This is a genomic window from Protofrankia sp. Cr2 (assembly GCF_963555885.1).
Classification (GTDB): domain Bacteria; phylum Actinomycetota; class Actinomycetes; order Frankiales; family Frankiaceae; genus Protofrankia.
This window is the reverse complement of sequence record NZ_CAUVXG010000001.1, coordinates 140,575-161,588: the sequence shown is the minus strand read 5'-3', so window position 1 is coordinate 161,588 and position 21,014 is coordinate 140,575. Positions and strand designations below refer to the sequence as shown.

At 67.5% G+C, this 21,014-nt stretch carries 22 protein-coding genes; 8 read left to right on the top strand and 14 right to left on the bottom strand.

Annotation, left to right across the window (positions count from 1 at the left end; genetic code table 11):
• Positions 1-52 precede the first annotated feature (52 nt).
• Together U9978_RS00665 and U9978_RS00660 are read right to left on the bottom strand one after the other, a co-directional pair.
• Positions 53-703: a phosphoribosyltransferase gene (locus U9978_RS00665; protein ID WP_322759044.1), complete on the bottom strand. Its 651-nt coding sequence runs from the start codon at positions 701-703 to the stop codon at positions 53-55.
• A complete protein-coding gene (locus U9978_RS00660) occupies positions 700-1,479 on the bottom strand; it encodes a DUF1918 domain-containing protein (RefSeq protein ID WP_322759043.1) in 780 nt (259 codons plus the stop codon). Before U9978_RS00660 ends, U9978_RS00665 begins: the two co-directional genes overlap by 4 nt.
• A gap of 971 nt (positions 1,480-2,450) precedes the next feature.
• Here U9978_RS00660 and U9978_RS00655 point away from each other — a divergent pair.
• Positions 2,451-2,861: a DUF2795 domain-containing protein gene (locus U9978_RS00655; RefSeq protein ID WP_322759042.1), complete on the top strand. Its 411-nt coding sequence runs from the start codon at positions 2,451-2,453 to the stop codon at positions 2,859-2,861.
• A gap of 68 nt (positions 2,862-2,929) precedes the next feature.
• Here U9978_RS00655 and U9978_RS00650 read toward each other — a convergent pair whose 3' ends face one another.
• Positions 2,930-3,172: an acyl carrier protein gene (locus U9978_RS00650; protein WP_322759041.1), complete on the bottom strand. Its 243-nt coding sequence runs from the start codon at positions 3,170-3,172 to the stop codon at positions 2,930-2,932.
• Between the two features lie 209 nt (positions 3,173-3,381).
• Between U9978_RS00650 and U9978_RS00645 the strand changes: the two genes are divergently transcribed.
• From U9978_RS00645 to U9978_RS00635, 3 genes are all read left to right on the top strand, one after another.
• Complete coding sequence (locus U9978_RS00645) at positions 3,382-4,332, top strand: dihydroorotate dehydrogenase (RefSeq protein WP_322759040.1); 951 nt, start codon at positions 3,382-3,384, stop codon at positions 4,330-4,332.
• Positions 4,333-4,460: 128 nt separating this feature from the next.
• Entirely contained in the window at positions 4,461-6,257 is a 1,797-nt protein-coding gene (locus U9978_RS00640; RefSeq protein ID WP_322759039.1) for an NAD-binding protein, read from the top strand.
• A gap of 221 nt (positions 6,258-6,478) precedes the next feature.
• Positions 6,479-7,003 (top strand): hypothetical protein, encoded by a 525-nt coding sequence (locus tag U9978_RS00635; protein ID WP_322759038.1) that lies wholly within the window; start codon positions 6,479-6,481, stop codon positions 7,001-7,003.
• Here U9978_RS00635 and U9978_RS00630 read toward each other — a convergent pair.
• The 3 genes from U9978_RS00630 to U9978_RS00620 form a co-directional block, all read right to left on the bottom strand.
• Positions 7,000-7,869 carry an N-acetylmuramoyl-L-alanine amidase gene (locus U9978_RS00630; protein ID WP_322759037.1) on the bottom strand — a complete coding sequence of 290 codons (870 nt, stop codon included), beginning with the start codon at positions 7,867-7,869 and terminating at the stop codon, positions 7,000-7,002. The two genes, U9978_RS00635 and U9978_RS00630, sit on opposite strands and share 4 nt — an antisense overlap.
• Before the next feature lie 276 nt (positions 7,870-8,145).
• Entirely contained in the window at positions 8,146-9,093 is a 948-nt protein-coding gene (locus U9978_RS00625; RefSeq protein ID WP_322759036.1) for a CoA ester lyase, read from the bottom strand.
• A complete protein-coding gene (locus tag U9978_RS00620) occupies positions 9,090-10,175 on the bottom strand; it encodes a CoA ester lyase (protein ID WP_322759035.1) in 1,086 nt (361 codons plus the stop codon). The genes U9978_RS00625 and U9978_RS00620 overlap by 4 nt, the downstream gene beginning before the upstream one ends.
• Positions 10,176-10,478: 303 nt before the next feature.
• On the opposite strand from U9978_RS00620, the gene U9978_RS00615 reads away from it, so the two are divergent.
• Positions 10,479-11,366, top strand: a complete 888-nt coding sequence (locus U9978_RS00615) for an ABC transporter ATP-binding protein (RefSeq protein ID WP_416210811.1) — start codon at positions 10,479-10,481, stop codon at positions 11,364-11,366.
• Between the two features lie 83 nt (positions 11,367-11,449).
• Complete coding sequence (locus U9978_RS00610) at positions 11,450-12,217, top strand: ABC transporter permease (RefSeq protein ID WP_416210810.1); 768 nt, start codon at positions 11,450-11,452, stop codon at positions 12,215-12,217.
• Positions 12,218-12,280: 63 nt separating this feature from the next.
• Here the strand turns inward: U9978_RS00610 and U9978_RS00605 are convergent, their stop codons facing one another.
• A complete protein-coding gene (locus U9978_RS00605; protein ID WP_322759032.1) occupies positions 12,281-14,773 on the bottom strand; it encodes a helicase-associated domain-containing protein in 2,493 nt (830 codons plus the stop codon).
• A gap of 767 nt (positions 14,774-15,540) precedes the next feature.
• Here U9978_RS00605 and U9978_RS00600 point away from each other — a divergent pair.
• Complete coding sequence (locus U9978_RS00600; protein WP_322759031.1) at positions 15,541-15,783, top strand: WhiB family transcriptional regulator; 243 nt, start codon at positions 15,541-15,543, stop codon at positions 15,781-15,783.
• 144 nt (positions 15,784-15,927) lie between these two features.
• On the opposite strand, the gene U9978_RS00595 is transcribed toward U9978_RS00600, so the two are convergent.
• The 4 genes from U9978_RS00595 to U9978_RS00580 form a co-directional block, all read right to left on the bottom strand.
• Complete coding sequence (locus U9978_RS00595; protein ID WP_322759030.1) at positions 15,928-16,104, bottom strand: M48 family metalloprotease; 177 nt, start codon at positions 16,102-16,104, stop codon at positions 15,928-15,930.
• Between the two features lie 282 nt (positions 16,105-16,386).
• Complete coding sequence (locus tag U9978_RS00590; RefSeq protein WP_322759029.1) at positions 16,387-16,623, bottom strand: helix-turn-helix domain-containing protein; 237 nt, start codon at positions 16,621-16,623, stop codon at positions 16,387-16,389.
• A 239-nt stretch (positions 16,624-16,862) separates the two neighbouring features.
• On the bottom strand, positions 16,863-17,420 hold the full coding sequence (locus U9978_RS00585; RefSeq protein ID WP_322759028.1) for a hypothetical protein: 558 nt from the start codon (positions 17,418-17,420) through the stop codon (positions 16,863-16,865).
• 183 nt (positions 17,421-17,603) lie between these two features.
• A complete protein-coding gene (locus tag U9978_RS00580; RefSeq protein WP_322759027.1) occupies positions 17,604-17,975 on the bottom strand; it encodes a hypothetical protein in 372 nt (123 codons plus the stop codon).
• Here U9978_RS00580 and U9978_RS00575 point away from each other — a divergent pair.
• Positions 17,961-18,341: an endonuclease domain-containing protein gene (locus U9978_RS00575; RefSeq protein WP_322759026.1), complete on the top strand. Its 381-nt coding sequence runs from the start codon at positions 17,961-17,963 to the stop codon at positions 18,339-18,341. The genes U9978_RS00580 and U9978_RS00575 overlap by 15 nt on opposite strands.
• A gap of 126 nt (positions 18,342-18,467) precedes the next feature.
• On the opposite strand, the gene U9978_RS00570 is transcribed toward U9978_RS00575, so the two are convergent.
• The 3 genes from U9978_RS00570 to U9978_RS00560 form a co-directional block, all read right to left on the bottom strand.
• Entirely contained in the window at positions 18,468-19,277 is an 810-nt protein-coding gene (locus U9978_RS00570; RefSeq protein WP_416210800.1) for an enoyl-CoA hydratase-related protein, read from the bottom strand.
• Between the two features lie 117 nt (positions 19,278-19,394).
• The gene (locus tag U9978_RS00565) at positions 19,395-19,604 is read right to left on the bottom strand and encodes a hypothetical protein (protein WP_322759024.1); all 210 of its coding nucleotides are present in this window, start codon (positions 19,602-19,604) and stop codon (positions 19,395-19,397) included.
• Between the two features lie 53 nt (positions 19,605-19,657).
• Positions 19,658-20,926, bottom strand: a complete 1,269-nt coding sequence (locus tag U9978_RS00560; RefSeq protein ID WP_322759023.1) for an acyl-CoA dehydrogenase family protein — start codon at positions 20,924-20,926, stop codon at positions 19,658-19,660.
• Positions 20,927-21,014: the final 88 nt, after the last annotated feature.

The following is a 21,014-nucleotide window of genomic DNA, read 5'->3' as shown; positions in this document are numbered from 1 at the left end:
CCAACGGGCGCGGACGAGCATCCGCGCGCCGCCGGCAGGATCGGCACAGGCATCAAGCCAGAGCGAGACCGAGCAGCTCGCGGACCTCATCGTCGGTCGTCTGGGCGAAGTCGGCGTAGTACTGACCGACAGCGAAGAAGGTCGACGGCGTGCTGAGACAGACGACCCCGTCCGCGATGAGCCGCATCTGCTGGCAGGCACGCTCGGAGGCGACCGGAACAGCCACGATCACTCGGGCCGGCCTGTGCCGGCGGACCGCGTCGATCGCGGCGCGCATCGTGGCCCCGGTGGCCATACCGTCATCGACCAGCAGGACGACACGACCAGTGACGTCGAGGGGCGCCCGGTCGTCGCGGTAGGCATGTTCCCGCCGGTCAAGCTCACGGCGCTCGGCGTCCACCACCCGGTCGATCATCTCCTCGCCGATACCGAGACCGCGAATCACCTGGTCGTTGCGTACCAGCGTCCCACCGGTTGCCAGTGCCCCCATCGCAAGCTCGGCATGACCGGGCGCACCGAGCTTGCGGACGAGGAAGACGTCCATGGGCGCCCGCAACCGCTGGGCGACCTCGAAGGCGACCGGCACTCCCCCCCGGGGCAGTGCGAGGACGATGACATCACCGCGGTCGGTGTGGCCGGCCAGGGACTCGGCCAGAGCCCGGCCGGCCGACCGTCGGTCAACGAACAATTCGGGCACCGTCACCCCCTGCCGTCACCGTTACCGCTGCCGGTACTGCGATCGCGACCGCGACCGCGACCACTAGCGGCCTGACCACCGGTGGCGGCAGCCTCCTCGGGGACACGCGGACGCACCTCAGCATCGGGACCGGGGTAGGTGAAGGTGACGTGCTCCGAGTCAGACCAACTGACCAGGAACGGCGGATCACCGGACGGGGATCGCACTTCGATGATCTCGCCGAACCTGTCCGGCCGACCCAGCGTCCGCCCGTGAATGACCAGCGTGTCACCCGGGTGTGCCCGGACCAGCCGACGCGATGCGGTGGTGGCGCTGTCACCGCCGTAAGCGCCTGCGCCCACCCCAGCGACCGGGGTCCGGCGATGGCGGGCGATGACCTCCTGGGCGAGCGGCCGGATCAGATCCTCGATCCGCCGCGCGTCCCGAATCAGGAGATCGTCGACGGACAGAACGCCGACGATCTGGTCGCCGTCAAGGACCGGCAGCCGGCGCAGAGCATGGTCTCGGAACACCTCGTACGCACGCGCCAGTTCCACACCCACCGACAAGGTGAGGACGTCGGTCGTCATCACCTGCCCGACAGAGGTCTCCACCGGGATGTCACGGGCGAGACCGCGCAACACGATATCCCGATCAGTCACAATTCCGACCAGACGCTCATGGTCCGTGACGAGAAGGGCACCCACCCCGTGGCGGTCCATCTCCTGCGCCGCGTCCCGAATCGTCCTGGTCCGCTCCACCGTTACCGGCGGTGCGCTGACGACGCTGAGTACGTCCGTCATCGACGCTCACCTCCCGGGTCTGGACCCCTGGTCAGCGTCCCGAACGTCACGACTCGAGACCTCCGACGACCAGCCCGTCATGTTGTGGGTGAAATATGGTCTAAATATGATTGAAGATCGCTATATTGGTCGATACCGAATAAGCCCGACCAACGGGTACGGCCCGGGTTTCTCCGGACGCGAAGGAAGCCACCACCAGCGTGCGACCGTCGGCGCCGTCCTGTCCTTCCCATCCCCCTCGACCATGCTCGGCACACCTCGAAGGGCGACCTTTTCATGCGCCCCTACCCGGACATCGCTTACGGGGCACAAGATTTTAACCACTATGAGCGACCGGCAATAGGGGTGTGGATGAAGGAGCGGGGCTGGGGTGCGTGCCCCGGCCCCGCGACGCCGCGTCCCCTACTTGCCGGTCGCTCTATGGGTCAGGTGATTCAAAGTGTCGTTTCCGTGGAAGGTGGGAGGAGTCAACACGACCCACGTGACCAACCTCCGGTCGCCTCAACAAGGAGGACGAATCGTGAAGGGAGGACGCATCGTGACCATGGTCGTGGTGTACGGCGACGGTCTGGTACGGAGCGCACTCGCGCCGACGCCGCTCGACCCGACACCGCTCGACCCGACGCCGGGACCAGAACCGACACCCGGGCCGGACGTCCCGAAGCCTGGCCCCTGGCCGGACACGCCCATACCGGGGCCCGACATCCCCGATCCCGGCCCAGCACCCGACATACCGGGACGCGAGCCAGGACCGGACGTTCCCGGCCCCCTACCAGGATCTGATCTGCCTCCACCGGTCCCCGATCCCCGGTCGCCGTGCGGCCTCGGTACGGCCCCCGGCACGACCATCGACATGAATCCATCTCCGGACGACCCGGCGATCGGCGGCAGGTTGATCAGAATCAGTCGATAAGAGCGCCCGGCAACAGGGGCGTGGACCGGTCGGCAGCGAAGAGGAGTTGACCAAGCCTATGCAGCGCGGAAGCACCAAACACGGTCCGATCAGGGACGACAACCTTGCCCACGAGGTGGACGGGATCGTCCGGGCACGCCGGGAGACTCGCACCGAGGAGTGGCGCTCCGCAGAACCTCCGGGAGAGGACCAGCCTCAGGTGGCCCTCATGCCGGACACCTCAGGCGCCGATCGCACCGCCGGCGCAAACACGGCCGCGGATGCCCGAGCCGAGCTCGCGCGGTGGTTCGATCGGCACGACTTCCCCGCTCGCGCGGCTCAGCTCATGCACAGCCTGCGCAGCCGCAACGCCCCGGACCAGCTGGTCAATTCGCTCCTCACCTTGCCCAAACGGCAGCGGTACAACTCGGTTGGCGATCTCTGGCGGGCGCTACACGGAGGCGAGGACGTCGAAACCGTCCGCTTCTGATCAACCCACCCCCGGTCGGCCCGCTGGCAACGAGCCTTCCTGGCAACGAGCCTTCCTGGCGACAAGCCTCAACGGACGCCCGAGCCGGCCGGGGACCTGCCCGACAGCCGCGACAGGTAGCGGTGGCAGGCCGCCGCGCGCTCGGCGTCCTGCTTCATGATATCGCGGAAGAATCCGGCGATATCCCGCTGGTCGTCGTTCTCCGCGTCCCGGGCAAATCGTTCATATTCGTGGCAACCCCGCAGGGCGTGGTACTGCACGGAAATCAAATCATAGGCAACGTCGCTGAATTCCGTTCCGCCGCTCGTCATCGTCAGCCCTCTCCTTCGATCCGGCGCCGGCCGGTCCATGGCCCGCCCTGTCTTCATCGACAGCCCCCGGCGAAGTAAACCCGCGCCCGGCATCGAATGCCGGTCATGCACAGCTCTCCGCCGAAGACAGAAGGCGCCGGAGTCACTACCTACGGCACCCGGTGGAGGGTAACCGGGCGGGCGCGCATCAGGAAGAGAAGACTGTCATCATGACCACCCTCTGCGGCATCGAGCTTGAGCATCCGCTCATGAACGCCGCCGGTACCTGCAAGAGCCTCGACGAGGTCGAAACACTGGCCCGATCCGCGGTGGCGGCGGTCGTCGTCGGTTCCATCACCCAACAGGCCCGCACCGGCAACGGTGGTAATGTCTACCATACCGGGGATTTCTTCTCGCTCAATGCGCTCGGCCTACCGAACCCGGGGCTTGAATATTATCGTGAGCACCTGCCGAAAATGGTGTCGTTCGCGCACGACGCCGGCAAGCCGCTGATCGTCAGCATCGCGGGATTCAGCGCACCGGAATACGCCCGCGCGGCGCATGATGTGGCGTTGACCGGCGCCGATATCATCGAACTCAACCTGGCCTGCCCGAACGTGTGGGACGGCGGCACGCAGAAACGCATCGCCTGCTTTGACAGCGGTCAGACCAGATCCATCTGCATCCAGGTCGGCCAGGCACTCGAAGCCCTCGTCGGCACGCGTCCAGGCAAGCATCGGCCAGTGCCCTTCGGCATCAAGATTTCGCCGTTCTCGGACCCGGCCGGCCTGGCCGAACTCGCCGATCTCGTCGGGACGCTGTCCCGCGAGCCGTCCGGGCCGCGGTTCGTCTGCGCGGTCAACACCTTTCCCAACGCCCTCGCTCTGACCCAGGCGAACCGTCCGGTCATCGATGTCGAGTTGGCCGGGCTTGGTGGACCCGCACTCATGCCCGTGGCGCTGGGCCAGGTACGGCAGCTGCGGGGTCTGTTGCCCGAGGCGGTCGAGCTGATCGGAGTGGGCGGGGTGACCGATGGACGCGACGTCGTCGACTTCCTGCACGCCGGCGCGGACGCGGTTCAGGCCGCCACCGCGTTCTGGAACCGCCAGGGCGACGCAGGGGTGTTCGGTGACATCCTCGCCGATTACACCGACCAGCTCGCTGACCCAGCAGATCGCTGACCCAGCAGCGTGACGTGAACAGGCCGTCGGGACGAACGAAGAGCGCCCGGCAACAGGGCCGTGGATAAAGGAGCAGGGCCGGGGTGCGTAGATCGCGAGACCGCACTCCTCGCTACGGTGTCGCTGTGGTGACAACACAGACAGAACAACGGCAGGCCGGTCGTGTTCTATGGCCGGCGTTCTGCGTTCTGTTTGCGGTGGCGGCGCTCCTGGGTGTGTGGGGTCTGGCGCAGCTGAGCAGACCCGCCGACCAGTGCCCGCCACCGGCTTCAGCGCCGTGCGGCTATACCGCCGCGGATGTCGTCTACTTCGACGCACAGCTGTTCCTGTTGGGTGCCGAACCCCTGCAGAACGGCGGCCCCTTCCCGCTGCCGTTGGAGTTCGCCCGTTTCCTGGCTCCGCTCGCGACCGCGTACGGCGTGGCTGTATCCGTGTGGAACCTGCTCACCGACCGGCGTCACCGGCGGACGGCCCGCCGGGCCCGGGACCACGCGGTCGTCATCGGCGACGACCTGTTCGCGATGACACTCGTCCACCGCCTTCGGGCCGAAGGCGTCCAAGTGGTCGTCATCAGCGCCGAACCCGACCTGGCCCGCGCCGAGGGGCTCGCCCAGAGCACGGCGCTCGTCGTCATCGGCGACGCGTGGGACCAGGCCGTGCTGCGTGCCGCGGGCGTGCCCCGAGCGGCCACCGTGTACGCCTGTCTGCCGGACAGCGCAGCCACCGCCGCGGCGGTGGCTGCCGTGGGCGCGCTCGCCGAGCAGGAACCCGACCGGGACGAGCCACTCGCGTGCTATGCACGGCTTGCCGACGGTGAACTGGCGCTCGCGCTGAAGGCACGCCGGGTGGGGCTGTCATCGGCATCGACGTTCCGGCTGGATTTCTTCACACCGGAAGAGCTGGCCGCGCGCACGCTCGCCGCCCGCATCCTGGAGCCCCATCTTGGTTCCGACGATCCGGTGCCGTCGATCGCGGTCGTCGGCCTGGGCCCGTTCGGTCGCGCGTTCGTCGTGGAACTGGCCAGGCTGTGGCGGGTCCGTGCCGGCGGTCCGCCGCTCCCGCTGGTTCTCATCGACACGAACGCCTCGTCCCAGCTCAGTGAGATTCGACAGCGCTACCGGCCGGTCGACGCGCACTGTGCGCCCCGGGCGAGGGACGAGCCCGCGCAGAGCGTCGATCTCGCGACGATTCCATGGGAAATTCCCATACCGGTTACAGTAGGTACTCCGGCAATACCAGATATACGGCACCTGGTTCTCTGCGACCAGGACGAGGATGCCGCGCTGCGCAGAGGGCTGAACATGGTCCGCGGTGCCGCGGGCACCGGGCAGACCGTGACGGTCTGTGTCGGGCAACGAACCGCTCTCGGCGACCTGCTCAATCCCCATCTACTCGATCCCGGGCCGGGGGAGGTGCGGATGTTCGCAGTCATGAGCGAGGCTGCGGAACCGAGCGAGCTGCACAATGACACGCTGACGGCCCTGGCCCGCGCCATTCACGGCCAGTACCTGGTCGATGAACAGGAAAAAGGCGCCACAGTCGGCGACACCGACTCGATGCAGCCGTGGGAGACCCTACGCGCGGACCTGCGGGCGGCAAACCAAAGCCAGGCCGAAGGAATCGGTACCAAACTCAACGCGGTCAACGCGGTCGTCATCCCGATGACCCTCCCGACAACCGATTTCGCCTTCACCGCCGCCGAGACGGACATGCTCGCCCGGTTCGAACACGAGCGCTGGTGTGCGGAGCGACGACGTGGGGGATGGACCTTCGCCCCGGTTCGTGATGACAGCCGCAAACAGCACAACCTGCTGCGCGACTGGACCGACCTGTCACCCGACCAGCGTGCCAAGGCGACCGCGACCGTCCACCGTCTGCCGAGTCTGCTGGCCGACCACGGCCTGCAGATTCTGCGCCTGCACTGACAGCCGGGCCCATCGCGGGCCCATCGCGGGCACTCAGTGGACAGGTCGTGGCTGGAGATTGACCGACACGCCCGGCGGAGGGACCGTAGGTGAATGGCAAACGTAGGTGAGCCGGTACGCATCGTGGAAGACGAACCGATCAGCTGGCCGGACGAAGAACCGCTCGCGGTTCCCGCGCCGGCCGGACCCGAAGCCGAGCCCGAACCCGTACCGGCAGGCACATGAGCGTCATCGGGTGGCGCCAGTGGGCGGTGGATGCCCACGGCCGGCTCCGGCCGGCCTGGACGCCATGGTCGCCGTTCCCGTCCGACCTGCTGCTGTGGCGCCCTGACGGCATTACCAGGGCACTGTGCCTGCGGGCACAGCGTGACGACCTCAGCAGCCCGATGTTGCAGGTCCCCAGGGCGCCACACCCGAGGATGCCCAGCGAGACCTGTGTCTGCGGGCTGTACGCGTGGCTCTCAGCGCGGGAACTGGCCGACGCCGACGCCCCGACATGGACATCACGACCCATTGTCGTGGGCGCGGCCCGGCTCGGTGGACGGCTCATCGTCACCGAACGCGGATACCGCGCACAGCTGGGATACCCGGTGGCCGTGCTCGACCCCCAGGGCGTCGTGTCGCCGGCCTACGCGGTGGCGCGGTACTTCACCTGGGATGCGCTCGTCGCCGAATGGGATCAGCACGACGACGTCGACCAATATCAAGACCAGTGTCGAGACCGGTATCCGCCGAACCGGCCCTAACCGGTGAAGCCGGCGCTCCGTGCGGCGACGAACGCCCGGTCGGTCACCGGTCCCCAGACGCCGTCGACACCGACGCCGAGAGCTGCCTGGATCGCCCGCACTGTCGCGATGTACGCAGCCTGCGAGCGCGGGCCCCAGATGCCGTCCACGGTCGTGCCGACCGCAGCCTGCTCCGCGCGGGTGTGGCGGTTCGCCCGGACAGCCTGGATGGCGGCGTCGGTCACCCGCCCCCAGATGCCGTCCGCGGCCACATGTACGGCCCGCTGCAGGGCCTGCACCCGTGCCCGCGATCGTCCGCTCGCCTCCGTTGCGGTGCCCCCGCCCCCACCACCGGTGCCGGCGACAGGGATGACGGCGGCGACGGGTTGCGACCCTCTCACGATCTCCGTCGCTCTGGCGATGATCCGTTCCGCGGACGCCGCGCGCAGCGTCCCCGGGCAGCCGAAATGGCCACCCCAGGCGGCACCCCCGTCCGAATGCAGGATCAGCCCCGAGCTGCCCGGGGTGTGGGTGACGGCCAGCGCCCAGCCGAAGGTCTGCGCTCCGTCCGCGTATGCCTGCGCGACGGTCTCGATCTGCAAGTCGGTCAGCGGCTCGGTGTCGAAACCCTCGGTCTCGATCGAGTCGTACTCGGCATTGCCGGCAACCTGCGCCCACGCCCGGACATCCGAGGGAACGTACTGCTCGCGTTGTCCCGCCTTGCCGGCCCACAGCGTGGACGACACCTGGGAGGCGGGGTTGTCGAACCAGCCGAACAGGCCTCCGTTGCCCTGCTGGACGTGCAGAACAAGACCGATCGGACGGATCGCGTCGCCGTCGGTGTTACGAACTGGCCGGAAGGTGAATCCCGGAACGATATGCGCCACCACAGCATCTTCCATGTTGCGCCCGACACCGTGGCAGGTGGATGTCAGCCTCCGGTTCCATCGCTGGCAACAACATCGCCAACACATGACACCACGCGACGTACTGTAATTACAGTAGCGCTATATGATGTCCGACTTCGGACCTCCACCCTCCATTTCTGACTCAAAGTAATATTTTACGTACGTTGTGCATTTGTTTCTGCGAAGGTGAACCGCGATCGCAATGCTGGTCACCGTCGCCCAACCGCACCACAACGAGGTCAGCCCGTGAGTGCGCTACTGCGAAGCCGCGCGGGCGGCGGCCTCCCGGTCGAGTTCCTCGATGGCCTGGCTGACCGCGATGATGCGCCGGGCGTTGTCCACGTGCAGGTTTTCGATCATCCGGCCGTTCACGGTGGCGACACCGCGGCCAGCGGCCAACGCCTCCTCCCAGACCGCGACGATGTTCCTGGACTCCTCGGTCTGGACGTCGGTGGGCGCGAACGCCCGGTTGCAGGGCTCGACCTGCCCCGGGTGGATCAACGTCTTACCGTCGAAGCCCAGCTGCCGCCCCTGCAGGCACTCCGCCTCGAACCCAGCGAGGTCGCGGATGTCGTTGAAAACCCCGTCCAGGATGGCCACCCCGGCGGCACGGGCCGCGAGCAGGCACAGCCCGAGCCCGGGCAGCAGCGGCGCCCGGCCGGGGACGTGCTCGGCGTGCAGTTCGTTGGCCAGGTCGTTGGTGCCCATCACCAGAACGGCAAGCCGCTGCGAGGCTCGGGCGATCTCCTCGGCGTGCAGCATCGCGACCGGGGTCTCGACCATCGCCCAGATCCTGGTGTGGTCGGGCGCGCCCGCGGCCTGGAGGCTCTTCTCGACGGCATGCACGTCCTGGGCGCAGGAGATCTTCGGCACGACCACCGCGTCCGGACCGGCCGCCGCCGCGGCACGCAGATCGTCGGCGTGCCAACGCGTGTCCAGAGCGTTGACGCGGATGGTCACCTCGCGCCCGCCGTAGGCCCGTTCGGCGACCTTCGCGCAGGCCCGTTCCCGGGCGGCGTCCTTGGCGTCCGGGGCGACGGCGTCCTCCAGGTCGAGAATCAGCGCGTCCGCCGGGATGGCGCGCGCCTTCTCCAACGCCCGCTCGTTCGCCGCGGGCATGTACAGGACGGACCGACGCGGCCGGTAGGCGAGCGCCCCGGCGCCGGCCGATGTGCTCGGCGAGGTTCCTGGCGAGGTGCTCATCGGGCGTCCTGCCCGGCCGGGTCAACCAGGCCGGCGAAGCCATAGGCCACAGCCAGGTGCGGGTCACGCGCGGCCAGGGTCCGCGCGAGGTCCAGGACGACCTTGCACTGCTTGACCGAGGCGTCGTCCTGCATCTTGCCGTCCACCATGATTGCGCCAGTCCCGTCACCCATCGTATCGATCACATGTCGAGCCCAGGCGACATCTGCGGGCTCCGGGCTGAAGACCCGCTTCGCGATGTCGATCTGCACCGGATGCAGGCTCCATGCGCCGACGCAGCCGAGCAGGAACGCGTTGCGGAACTGGTCCTCGCAGGCCACGACGTCCTTTATGTCACCGAACGGCCCGTAGTACGGCAGGATCCCGTTGGCCGCGCAGGCGTCCACCATCCGGGCAAGGGTGTAATGCCACAGATCCTGCTGGTAGGTGGCGCGCGGCGCGTCCGGATCGGTCGCCGACGGGTCCTGGCGGACGAGGTATCCCGGATGCCCGCCGCCGACCCTGGTCGTCTTCATCCGCCGGTCCGCAGCGAGATCTGCCGGCCCGAGCGACAGGCCCTGCATCCGCGGGCTCGCCCCGGCGATCTCCTCGACGTTGGCGACGCCGCGCGCGGTCTCCAGGATCGCGTGGACGAGCAGCGGACGGGTGAGCCCCGCCTTCGCCTCGAGCTGGGCGAGCAGGCGGTCGACGTAGTGGATGTCTTCCGCGCCCTCGACTTTGGGCACCATGATGACATCCAGTTTGTGGCCGATCGCCGGGACGAGGGTCAGCAGGTCATCAAGACCCCACGGCGAGTCCAGGCTGTTCACCCGCGTCCACAGCTGGGTGTCACCGAACTCCGTGGCGGCGGCGAGTTTCGCCAGACCCTCACGGGCGGCGATCTTGGCGTCGGCCCGGACGCCGTCTTCAAGGTTGCCCAGCACCACATCGAGGCGGGGCAGGATGTCCGGGACCTTCGATGCCATCTTCGCATTACTCGGATCGAAGAAGTGGATCACACGGGAGAGCCGCTGCGGGAGCTCCCGCAGCGGCGCCGGCGCGCCCACCGCGAGCGGAGCGAAGAAGTCCTTCGGGTTGCGCATGGGAGAACTCCTGTCGGCTCGTCCAGCTATGTCATGGTACGTCCAGTTAACTGAAACCACGTACGGTTGGCGGATCCTCGTGCTGGTCGCGCGCCGGCCGCGGGGCAAGTATCGCGCCCGGGACCGCCGTGGGCATCCGATCGGCAGCTGATCAAGATCCGATCGGCCGGAAAAGAAGATGGCAGGTGGTCGGGTGCGGGCTACTGTCAGCTGGTGTCCCTCTCCCAGTCGGTGAGCTCGACCGCGGCCGGTGCCGAGCCGGGGGGCGGGGAACCATCCGATGCCGAGACGCCCGCGATCTCCATGCGGGCAGTGGTGAAGCGCTACGGCAACCTGACCGCGGTGAACGGTCTTGACCTTGACGTTCCCGCTGGGGTCTGTCTCGGCCTGCTCGGGCCGAACGGCGCTGGTAAGTCCACCACGATGCGGATGCTGACCGCCCAGTCGATCGCCGACAGCGGCCGGATCAGCGTCCTCGGCTACGACGTACCAGGCGCATCCAAGCAGGCCAGAGCACTGATGGGCGTGGTGCCACAGGAGGACAACCTCGACATCGAGCTCACCGTCCGCCAAAACCTCGCCGTGTTCGCCCGGCTGTACCGGGTACCCGCCCGGGAGCGCCGGGCCGCGGTCGATCGGGCGCTGGCCGTCGCGGAGCTGGTCGATCGCGCCGACACGGTGACCGCGAACCTCTCCGGCGGGATGCGGCGGCGGTTACTGGTCGCCCGGGCGCTGGTCCACCGTCCCCGGCTCGTCCTGCTCGACGAGCCCACGGTGGGACTCGACCCGCAGGTCCGCCAGGAACTGTGGAGCCTGATCGCCGGCTTACGCACGGGCGGGGTGACCGTACTGATGTCAACCCACTACATCGAAGAGGCGGAACGGCTCGCTGACGACGTCGCCATCATGTCGCACGGCCGGGTCATCGCGCGCGACGCGCCAGCCCGGCTCCTCGACGCGCACGCAGGGCGGACCGCGGCGGAGTACTACGGCCCGCCCGAGCACCTCGCCGAGATTGCGGCGCAGGCGGACGCGGCCGGTTTCACCACCCGGCGGACGGGGCCGTCCGTCTCGGTGCTCCGGGCCGAGAACATGCCCGCCGAACTGGATGAACGGCTCGGAGCCGGCGTCCGGCGCGCGGCGACCCTGGAGGACGTGTTCGTGGCCCTGACCGGGGAGCGGGTCGAATGAACGGGGCCAACGGGGCCAACGGGGCCAACGGAGCCAACGGGGCCAACGGGGCCAACGGGGCCAACGGGGCACAGTCGACGCGACTGCGGCGGATCGAACCGGCGGCGCTGGCCGGAGTCATCATCCATGACCTCACGCTGTTCCGGCGGTCCTGGCTGTCGACCACCTTCTCCGCTCTCGTGGAACCCACCATCTACCTGCTGGCCTTCGGATGGGGGTTCGGCTCGCTGGTGTCGGTCGTGGCCGGCTACCGGTACGTGGACTTCCTCGGCACCGGAATAGTGGCGACCGCGGTACTGTTCTCGTCAGCCTTCACCGGGATGTTCCAGACATTCATCCGACGGACCTATCAGAAGATCTACGGTGCTGTGCTGGCCGCGCCCGTCGACGTACCGGAGATCGTGTTCGGAGAAGCCCTGTGGATTGCCGCGCGAGCCGGCGTCTACGGGTGTGTTCCGCTGCTGGTGGCGCTCGCGTTCGGCCTCGATCCGGTTCCCGGCATGCTGATAGTCCCGCTGGTCGGCTTTCTCACCGGACTCGGCTTCGGCCTGTTCGGTATCTGGACCTCGGCGCTGGTGCCGTCCTTCGACAGTTTCAGTTACATCATCTCCGGCATCATGACGCCGCTCTTCCTGGTCGCCGGAACGTTCTTCCCGGTAGCCGGGCTGCCGTACTGGGGCCGCGTCCTCGCCCGGCTCAACCCGCTTTACCACTGTGTCGAGCTGGTGCGGGACGCGGCGTTCGGGTTCGCCCCGCTCGCCGACCTCGGGCACCTGGGCGCGCTGGTCGCCTTCGCCGGGCTGATGTGGCTGCTCGCCGTCCGCTACATGCGCCGCCGGCTCATCGACTGATCCAGCAATCGAGTGACCCTACCGGCGCCGGTCAGGCCGACACCCGCACATACGCATCTTCGCTCAGTTCGGCACTGCGCTGATGTCGTCGAGGGCGCCGGAGAACGAAACGTCGTGGCTGACGCACCAACCGGTCAGCCTGACGCCCGCCAGAGTGAGTTGTTCGACGACATGACCCTGAGGATGACCAGGGTCATGGTCGATCACCAGCGTCAGGGATGCGCCGGTGGCAAGCGCCCCGGCGAGCACGTACCCCTCCTCGACGGTCAGGTGCGCAACGGCCTCGCTGACCTCGTACCACCGACTGCCGCTCAGGTACGGCATGGGTGCCTCGAGCGCGGTTCCGACCAGCGCGGCCGCCACGTCCTCCACGTTGTTCACGGACACGTGGACGCGAGACCGCGCCAGGCCCTCGTGTGGTTTCACCAGGTCCGCGGGCCCCGCTGTCGCCTGCGCGGGCCTGGCGCCCGCTACCGGCGGTTTCCCGACGGGCTTGCGCCGCTTCGTCCGGGACGTCGCTGACGTCGCTGACGTCGGCTCAGCGGGCGCCACCGTCAGGGTCTGGCCGTCAATGTTCCCCGTCGGGAAGTAGCCGGCGAGGCGGAGCGCCCCGAGTGTCTTGCCGGGGGAGGCGCCGCATACCGCGACCGTGGGTGCGACCCGGCGCAGGCCCAACGCGGCCATGTCCCTGACGGCCAGCAGCTCGGTCAACAACGCCGGTTCACCGACCACGACACAGCATGACGCGGCTACCACAGCAGCCTCGCCGTGACGTCGACCGACGTCGCTCACCAGGTACTCCAGGGGCTGGGGCAGGGGCTTCTCGCTGACGTCGGCCAGCGCGCTCAACAGATCCTCGGCGGTGACCCCGGCATCGAGTGCCCGGCGGACGCTGGACGCGGAGAACCGCCACACCGAGGCACTGGCCGCTTCCCTGTCGGCCGCCGAGTCCAGCAACCCCATCAGCGACGCGCCGGCTGCTCCAGCCACCACGGCGGTCAGGTCGGTCTGGAAGAAGGCTGTCGTCCGGGCCTCGGGCATGGCCACCCGCAGCGCTTCGGACAGCACCGAAGGGTCCCGGTGCAGCAACGCCCGGCCGATCGGCGAGAGTGCCCCTGCGACGATCACTCCTAGTATCTCCGCTTCCGTGACCACCGCCTCGGCACGATCCCGATCGACCGCCACGCCGACGCCCGGCTGGGCACGCAACCAGCGTGCTCGGGCCAGTATCGGACCGGGCTCAGCCACGGCCTGGCCGGCCGGGAGGGCGCCGAACGCCTCCAGCACCGCCCTACGACGGTCACGCATGGTCAGGGCCACCGCAGTCGTCGGTGGCAACAGGTACTCCCCCGCGGCCTCGGTCGAACGGGCCAGCGGCATCGCAACCAGCCCCAGCCAGGACCGCACCAGCAACGCCGCCCGTTCCCACGGCTCCGCCGCCATCCACTCGTCGCGATAGCGGTCCGTAATTCTAAAGGCGCCATCCCGGTAACCGGCCAGTTCGCCCGCCTGGGCGATCTCCACATACAAGCGGGCCACCCGCTCGTCCGGCGTGCCCGCCTCCGCGACGAAACGGCGCTGCTCCTTCACGCCGATGCCGCCCTTCTTCAGCTCCACCAGTGGCCTGGTCGCAAGCACCCGCAGGGCGGCGTCGCACTGTTCGACGGTTTGAACGAGTGCTGCTCCGGCGCCCCTGGCAACCGTCTCCGCCGCGATGGGCACGGTCTCACCGCGAGGTGGCTCCACGGTGAAGGGAGCGCGGTAGGCCACACCTCGCAGCGCGACCGATACCTCCGCCACCAAATGGTGGACACTGCGGTACGCCCCGGTGAGTATCAACCGCTCGCGCGCCCAGGTCTGCGCCGACTCGGAACGGTTCAACTTCCCGTCCACCATGGTGTATTGGTCATCCTCGAACGCCACCGTCGGATCGCCGTGGGCAAGCTGCTCCAACAGCGCACGGGTTGCCGCCGGCGCGGTCGCCACCAGGGCGCGGATCCGGTCGAGATCACCGAAAAACTCACGCAGCGCCGCGATACGCGCGTCCTTGCGGGAGCCTGGCCGCAGACCCAACCTGCTCGCCACCCGGGCCAACTCATCCGAGGTGATGTATCCGTCAACGGCGCGGCCGACACTCGACGCCGTACCGAGCGGCGCAGAAAACACCTGCCACAGCGGGTCGGCAACCGCGAATCGCCCGTCTTGCGCCGGCCAGACCAACGCCGCGCGCCGCAGATCCGCAAGAATGCCCGCGAGCTGATCCTCGGCTGCGCCCTCGCAGGAACCCTCGCGGGCATCAAGGAGCCCGGCGAGCGTGGCGGGACGGGCCGCGACCCCGAGCGCGAGGACGGCCTCGATCACCTCATGATGATCACGGCGAAGCGTCTGCAGGCAGCCGAGGACACGTTCAGCGGACTCCAGCCGGTCGGCTAACTCGCCCAGGGTCAGCGCGGGCCGCCCGCCGAGCCTTACCGCTCGCAGCACCTCGGTCAGTTCGCCGACCGCAAGCGTCGCGAGATACCGAGCCAACGCGGTGGGTTCGGGCAAGAACGGCACGGACGGCACGAGTGTCAGTCTGCCCGACGGGCGATGATACAGCTGACTCCGGGCGCCGCAGCCAGCTTGGCGTCGCAGCCAGCTTGGCGTCGCAGGTGACTACCGCGCCATCGATTTTTTCGGCGAGCGCAATGTAGGCAGCGTCATATGGCGTGACGTTCTCGCGTAGCTGCCACATGCGTTCCAGAAGTGGAGCAAGCGGCATGCGGCGAATGGGAAAGCCAGCCAGGACCGATGCGTCGACTGTACCCAGGGGCAGATTTCGGTACCGGTTCACGAGGTCTGCGATGCGCAGCCAGTCGGTGGCCCTGGTTGGTCAGGTAGACCACCTGCCCGGATGCGGCAGCTTCGCGAGCCGCCTGGGCCAACTGCTCACCGTCAGGAAGCAGCATCTCTGTGTCATACGAACATCGCAATGGCGCCGTACCTACCGCGGGGTGCCACAGCCGCATCATCCATCCCGGGACGCCCGCAGGTCCTCGCAGAGGCGACTTGGAGATCTGGGTCAGGGGTAGGGCCGCCCGCCCACGCGCGGCAGACAACCTACCGGACCAGCTCGGACGTCTGTGTCCGCCTCTGCGGGAGAGCACCGACGGCTCGGAGGCGAGGCGGAACCCGGACTTCAGCACCCACCGCATGCAGAGCACCCCTGCTCTGTTGTCGATAATTGACAGCATGTTGTGATTAACGGGCAGGCTTCTGCGCCTAGCATCATCTGCGCCGACCCATCATCCGGGCGCGACGCCTTGCCAAAAGGGGGTACGACAATGGACTGGCGCCACCGGGCCTTCTGCCGGGGTACGGATCCCGAACTCTTCTTTCCGATCGGGACGACCGGACCCGCCGCGAGCCAGATCGATGTCGCGAAAGCCATATGCCGGCGTTGCACGGTCACCACCGAATGCCTGGCCTGGGCTCTTGATGCCAACCAGGACAGCGGCGTCTGGGGAGGGCTCAGCGCGGACGAGCGGCGCGAAGTCCAACGGAATACCGTCCACCTGCCGGTATAGGCGCGCTCGACTGCCCGCCCACACCGCCCACCCCGAGCGGTTCGTTCGCCGCCCTCCGGTACCACCCGGGCTCCCCGAGCTGGCGTAGATCAACCCTCCGGAAAAGGTCCCGGTGCAGCGTGGCGGTGGCACAGAGCAGGAGACTCAGTAGTCTTTATACGATCTTGCCTCGAAAAAGTCGACGGGTTCCGTGAGCGCCCAGATCACCGCGACGAGCAGCACGCCGACCTCGTCGTGCAAGCCGCGGACGTGGCCCAGTTCGTGAGCGACAACTGCGTCGAGTTCATCGTCGTCGAGCCCATCGAGAAGATGGCCGGACACGACGATGTAACGCCGCCCCAGTGACTGAGTTCAGCAATGCCGTCATCGATGCAAGTGGCTCCAGCCATCACGGCGGACAGGTTGGCCTGGAGGATGCCTGCCCGCCGCGCCAAGCCCATCTCCCCGCCCGCAGCACTTCCCACAGCACCGTCGGGTCCTACCAGTGCGGGCCAGCTTCGGACCAGGCTCAGTCACAGCTTGGCTAGCCGGGATGACGGCAGACATGTCCAACACCGTCCGGCGACGCTCACGGATGCTCAGAGCCACCCCGGCTGCCGGTGGTCACAGGTACTTCCCCGCAGCCTCGGACGAACGGGCCATCGGCATCGGTCGTAGCGCCTGGACGGCCGCCCGCTTCTGTGCCTCGACCGCCCGGTAATTATCACGACCACCGCAACGCGTAATCTCTCGAAAGACCACGGACCGGTCACGGCCCAACCTCGCCGCGATCTGCGGCCCCGACAAACCCTCGACTATCCCAAGAGAGATGTTCTCCCGGTCCAAACCCGTCAACGCCACGCCGCGCACTCAGTCTCCCGCCATTTCATCACGTTGTATCAGATCTGATCTGTGACCTGATTCATACGTGGTGCACTGACCTATTGAGCCCGCCGTTTCTGGATGACTTCAAAGCATCAGAGAAGATCAAAACGATCTGATCATACCCACCCGAGCGGCTACCGCACGCATCTGGTCTATTCCCATCGTTTCAATCCTCGGACGAGATGATCGTACCCTGAGCGGTACACGACCGAACCTCACGAGCCCGCCTCGGGATAAACGGGAGGTGCCGGCGGACGACTCGAATCCCAATGTCTACGGCCAAAATCGTCCGCCATCTTATGTACTTGTTCGGGAGCGGGAGGAGCGGGCCAGATGCTGATGGCATGCTCTTCAACAGGCTCCCCAAGGACCGTATTGAATTTCATCGCCTCGTCACGGCCACGGACTTCTAGCCGTAGACGATACCAGCCCGGCCCAGTATGCGAGAGTAGTCCTGCATCCCATCGTGGCTCCCCACCCCATTCCGTCAACCAGGTATCGCCCTCGGCGCTGTAATGACTGAGATCAACTACCGCATCCCAAGCATCAAGCCCGAGGGCAGGCTCAGCCGGACACAAAATGACGGTCAAACGTACGTTACCGGTGTGTGTGCCGCACAGCACGACGAGATGACCAGGTCCCGCTTTGATCAGGGAGTTTTCGTCGTGGACCTTGAGCAGTGTTTCCTGGTCCGGGATGACGCGAGCATCACAGAGATAGTATTGGCCGTAGAATACGTGCAGAGAGTCGCTGGTCCAGATCATAACTGGCATTATCGCTCACGCTCTGCCAGGCTAGAGGTCTTGGACGGGCGAAGCCGTCATGATCGAGTCAAGTTCGTGGGCGTGAGTCAGGCTGCCAGACCTGCGTGTTCGACGAGTTGGTTGATGGCGGTTTCGTAGGCGGTGGCTGCACGTCGCAGGGGTGGCGGATCGCTGCTGTGGGGGTCGGTGAGTTCAGCCATGCCGGTACGCAGGAGCCGGTTGTAGGCACGGGTGAAGAACAGTGCGTGACGCAGGCCGCTGTCTGGTGACCTGGTAGCGGTGGGTGTGGGGGATGCGTTCGATGAGTCCGTGTAGGCGCAGGCGCCGCAGGTCGTAGATCATCTGTCCGCTGGTCATGGTGGCGGGCTGGCGGCCCAGCAGGGGCGCGAGAATGTCGCGCAGATCCCGGTTGGTGAAACCGTGGGGCAGCAGGCGGAAGACCAGGAGCGCGCAGAGCAGCGCGTGGACGCGGGGGTCGGTGAAACGCAGCCCGGGGATCCGCTGCCCGCCGCTGGTGGTGATCGGGTCGTGGACGGCGGTGAAGGCGGCGTGGCCGGGCGACACGGTGGCCGGCGAGCCGACACCTTCTGGGGCCTGGTTGACCGGCGCTCGGAGTCCCCGTTGGAGACCCGGCTCCGGCTGCTGCTGGTCGACGCCGGCATCCCACCGGAACAGCTGCAATGGCCGGTCCGCAACGAGGTCACCGGCGTACCCGTCGCGCGGCTCGATCTCGCGTGGCCGTCACGCCTGCTGGACGTCGAGGCGGACGGCGCGGCCACCCATAACGGTGCGACCGCCCTGTACCGGAACCGTCACCGACAGAACGAACTCGTCGGCCGCGGGTGGACGGTCCTGCGTTTCACGTGGCCCGATGTCGTCCATCGGCCGGAATACGTGATCGAGAGCGTCCGCCGACAGCTTGACCGTTGATCTTTCGAGGTTTGTACGCCAAACAGAGGTCAGATGATCGTACAAACCTCGAAAGATCAACACCCGGCCGCGGCTGCCCCGCACCTCCAGCCCAGCTCGGCGTTCAGCGGCGGTTCCGCTTGGCGTTCAGCGGGGTGGCAGCGGACGGAAGTCCGGCGGCCGGCGCTCCACGAAGGCGGCAACCCCCTCGCGGAAGTCGATCCGCCGATCGGCGTCGCGGACCAACGCGTCAGCATCGAGCTGAGCATCCGCGAGGGTCCGTCCCCAGTCGGCCGCCAGCTGGGCCTTGACCGCGGCCATCGCCACCGGAGCACAGTTGGCCACCAGATCGGCCGCATACGCCCGGGCGGCGGGCATGAGCTCATCCGGCGGAAACACCCGGTCGACCAGACCGAGCGCCAACGCCTCCTGCGCCACCACAACCCGACTCGAGATGAGCAGGTCAGCAGCCCGAGCAGGCCCGATCATGCGGGTCAGCAGCCAGCTGACGCCGAACTCGGCCGGCAGTCCCCGCCTCGTGAACGACGGTGCGATCTTGATACCGGCCGCCGCGAACCGCAGGTCACACGACAGGGCCTGGACCAGGCCGATGCCGGCGCAGGCACCGTTGAGGACCGCGATGGTCGGCTTGCGCAACGACCGCACATGGGTCATCGGACGGGTCCGCCACGCCGGCTTCTCCGCCGCCGGACCCTGCGAGACGCTGTCGAGGTAGCCCATGTCCATCCCGGGGCAGAAGCTGGCACCGGCCCCCGTGACCAGCACGACTCGGACGTCGGGATTGTCGTCGCAGGCGTCGAGCAGGTCGAAGAACGCCCGCTCCATCTCTAACGTCCAGGCGTTCTTTCGCTCCGGCCGGTGCAGGGTCAGCGTGGCGACGCCGCTGTCGATGTCGCAGAGTACAACCTCGGGTGCTGCGGTGACTGTCACGGGCATCAACCTATCCACGTTTCGAACAACCAACGGTGGCCCTCTGTACCGACCGACAGCGGCTCAGCCAATACAGCCTCAACCAATGCGGCCTCAGCCAATACAGCCTCAGCCGGCACGCACTCAGCCGGCGACGACAAGGTCCAACCGGCGGGACGCGGTGACCGTCCGTTCCGGGTGACAGCGCTCGTCATGGGCCAGGGTCGCGTTCCAGTAGCCGCCTGAGTCCCGCCACAGTTCAATGACGCCCGCGCAACAGAGACAGGCATAATCCGTCGCAGCCTCCACCAGCAGTTCCGGCGGCACCGCGTCTCCCTCGACCTGTACCTTCACCACACGCCTCCGTGTTAGCTCGACAACTTCCACTGGCTCGACAATCGCGCGTTTCAAGACCCACTCAAATCACCCGTAGCCGCGCTGCTACCGGCCCGACCGGAGGCAACCGCCGGCTCCTTGGGCAACCCGAGGACGGTTTCGCCGAGAATGTTGCGCTGTACCTGCGACGAACCCGCGTAGATGGTGCCAGCCACGGAGTTGTAAAGGGTGCCGATCCAGGATGCGGTGGAATTCGGCGAACCCGGGTCGTCCGTGCGATAGGCACGCGGCGGCCGACGCCCCTGCGCGACCATGCCCGCCGCGCCGAGGACGTCAAGACTCAGATCGGTGACCAGCTTGTGGTATTCGCTCCAGTACAGTTTGCTGATCGACGACTCAGGGCCTGGAGGCCCGCCCAGCAGGTAGCCGGTGAGCACGCGATAGCCGAGGAAGCGCATTACCTCGACCCGGGCATAGCAATCGGCGAGCCGCTGCCGCACGATCGGATCAGCGCCGAGCCCCCGCTCGCGGACCAGGTCCCGCAGTCGGTCGAGCTCATTGCGAAACAGCACCGGATTCGTCGCGGCCTCCTCGCCGCGCTCGTACCCCAACAGGGTCATCGCGACCTGCCAGCCGCCGTTGACCGTCCCGACGATGTTGTCCGCGGCTGTGCGCGCGTCGACGAAGAAGACCTCGTTGAACTCGCTGTCGCCGTTCATCGCCGGGATGGGCCGTACCTCGATCCCGGGCTGGCGCAAGGGGACCAGCAGAAACGAGATTCCGCGGTGCCGTGGCGCATCCGGGTCGGTACGGGCCAGCACGAAGATCCAGTCTGCCTCGTGAGCCATCGACGTCCAGATCTTCTGACCGTCAATGACCCATTCGTCGCCGTCGAGGACCGCCCGAGTACGTAGAGAAGCCAGGTCCGAGCCTGCGCCGGGTTCCGAATAGCCCTGGCACCACTTCTCCTCGCCCGACAAGATCTTCGGGAGAAACCTGCGCTTCTGCTCCTGGGTGCCGGCCCGCAGCAACGTGTTGCCGACCATTTTGATGCTGAACGTGTCGTTACGGATGCCCCACGGCGCGCCGGCCTGAGCGAGCTCCTCCATGAGGACCACCTGCTCGATCTTGGTCAACCCACCGCCGCCGTACTCCGCCGGCCAGGAGACGCCAAGCAGGCCAGCCCGAAACAGCCGGTCCCGCCAGTCGCGGGTGAATGCCTCGGCCTCGTCGGAACCGAGGCTGCCGATCCCCTTCCAGCCGTCAGGAAGGTTCGCCGCCAGGAACGCGCGGACACGAAGCCGAAACTCCTCCGCCACCGACGGATACCCGAACTCCATTGCACCCCACTCCGTCGGCGGGTCCGGGACCCACCACCAGCCCAGCCAACATCGTCTACATGTTCTAACTAGATCGGGTGTACGCGCA

Excerpts from the sequence above, each read along its gene's own strand:
- U9978_RS00620 (WP_322759035.1), bottom strand. The coding sequence starts at position 10,175 with ATGCGCAACCCGAAGGACTTCTTCGCTCCGCTCGCGGTGGGCGCGCCG.
- U9978_RS00600 (WP_322759031.1), top strand. The coding sequence starts at position 15,541 with ATGGACTGGCGCCACCGGGCCTTCTGCCGGGGTACGGATCCCGAACTC.
- U9978_RS00650 (WP_322759041.1), bottom strand. The coding sequence starts at position 3,172 with ATGACGAGCGGCGGAACGGAATTCAGCGACGTTGCCTATGATTTGATT.
- U9978_RS00635 (WP_322759038.1), top strand. The coding sequence starts at position 6,479 with ATGAGCGTCATCGGGTGGCGCCAGTGGGCGGTGGATGCCCACGGCCGG.
- U9978_RS00560 (WP_322759023.1), bottom strand. The coding sequence starts at position 20,926 with ATGGAGTTCGGGTATCCGTCGGTGGCGGAGGAGTTTCGGCTTCGTGTC.
- U9978_RS00585 (WP_322759028.1), bottom strand. The coding sequence starts at position 17,420 with ATGCCAGTTATGATCTGGACCAGCGACTCTCTGCACGTATTCTACGGC.
- U9978_RS00655 (WP_322759042.1), top strand. The coding sequence starts at position 2,451 with ATGCAGCGCGGAAGCACCAAACACGGTCCGATCAGGGACGACAACCTT.
- U9978_RS00645 (WP_322759040.1), top strand. The coding sequence starts at position 3,382 with ATGACCACCCTCTGCGGCATCGAGCTTGAGCATCCGCTCATGAACGCC.
- U9978_RS00570 (WP_416210800.1), bottom strand. The coding sequence starts at position 19,277 with ATGCCCGTGACAGTCACCGCAGCACCCGAGGTTGTACTCTGCGACATC.
- U9978_RS00615 (WP_416210811.1), top strand. The coding sequence starts at position 10,479 with ATGCGGGCAGTGGTGAAGCGCTACGGCAACCTGACCGCGGTGAACGGT.
- U9978_RS00625 (WP_322759036.1), bottom strand. The coding sequence starts at position 9,093 with ATGAGCACCTCGCCAGGAACCTCGCCGAGCACATCGGCCGGCGCCGGG.
- U9978_RS00660 (WP_322759043.1), bottom strand. The coding sequence starts at position 1,479 with ATGACGGACGTACTCAGCGTCGTCAGCGCACCGCCGGTAACGGTGGAG.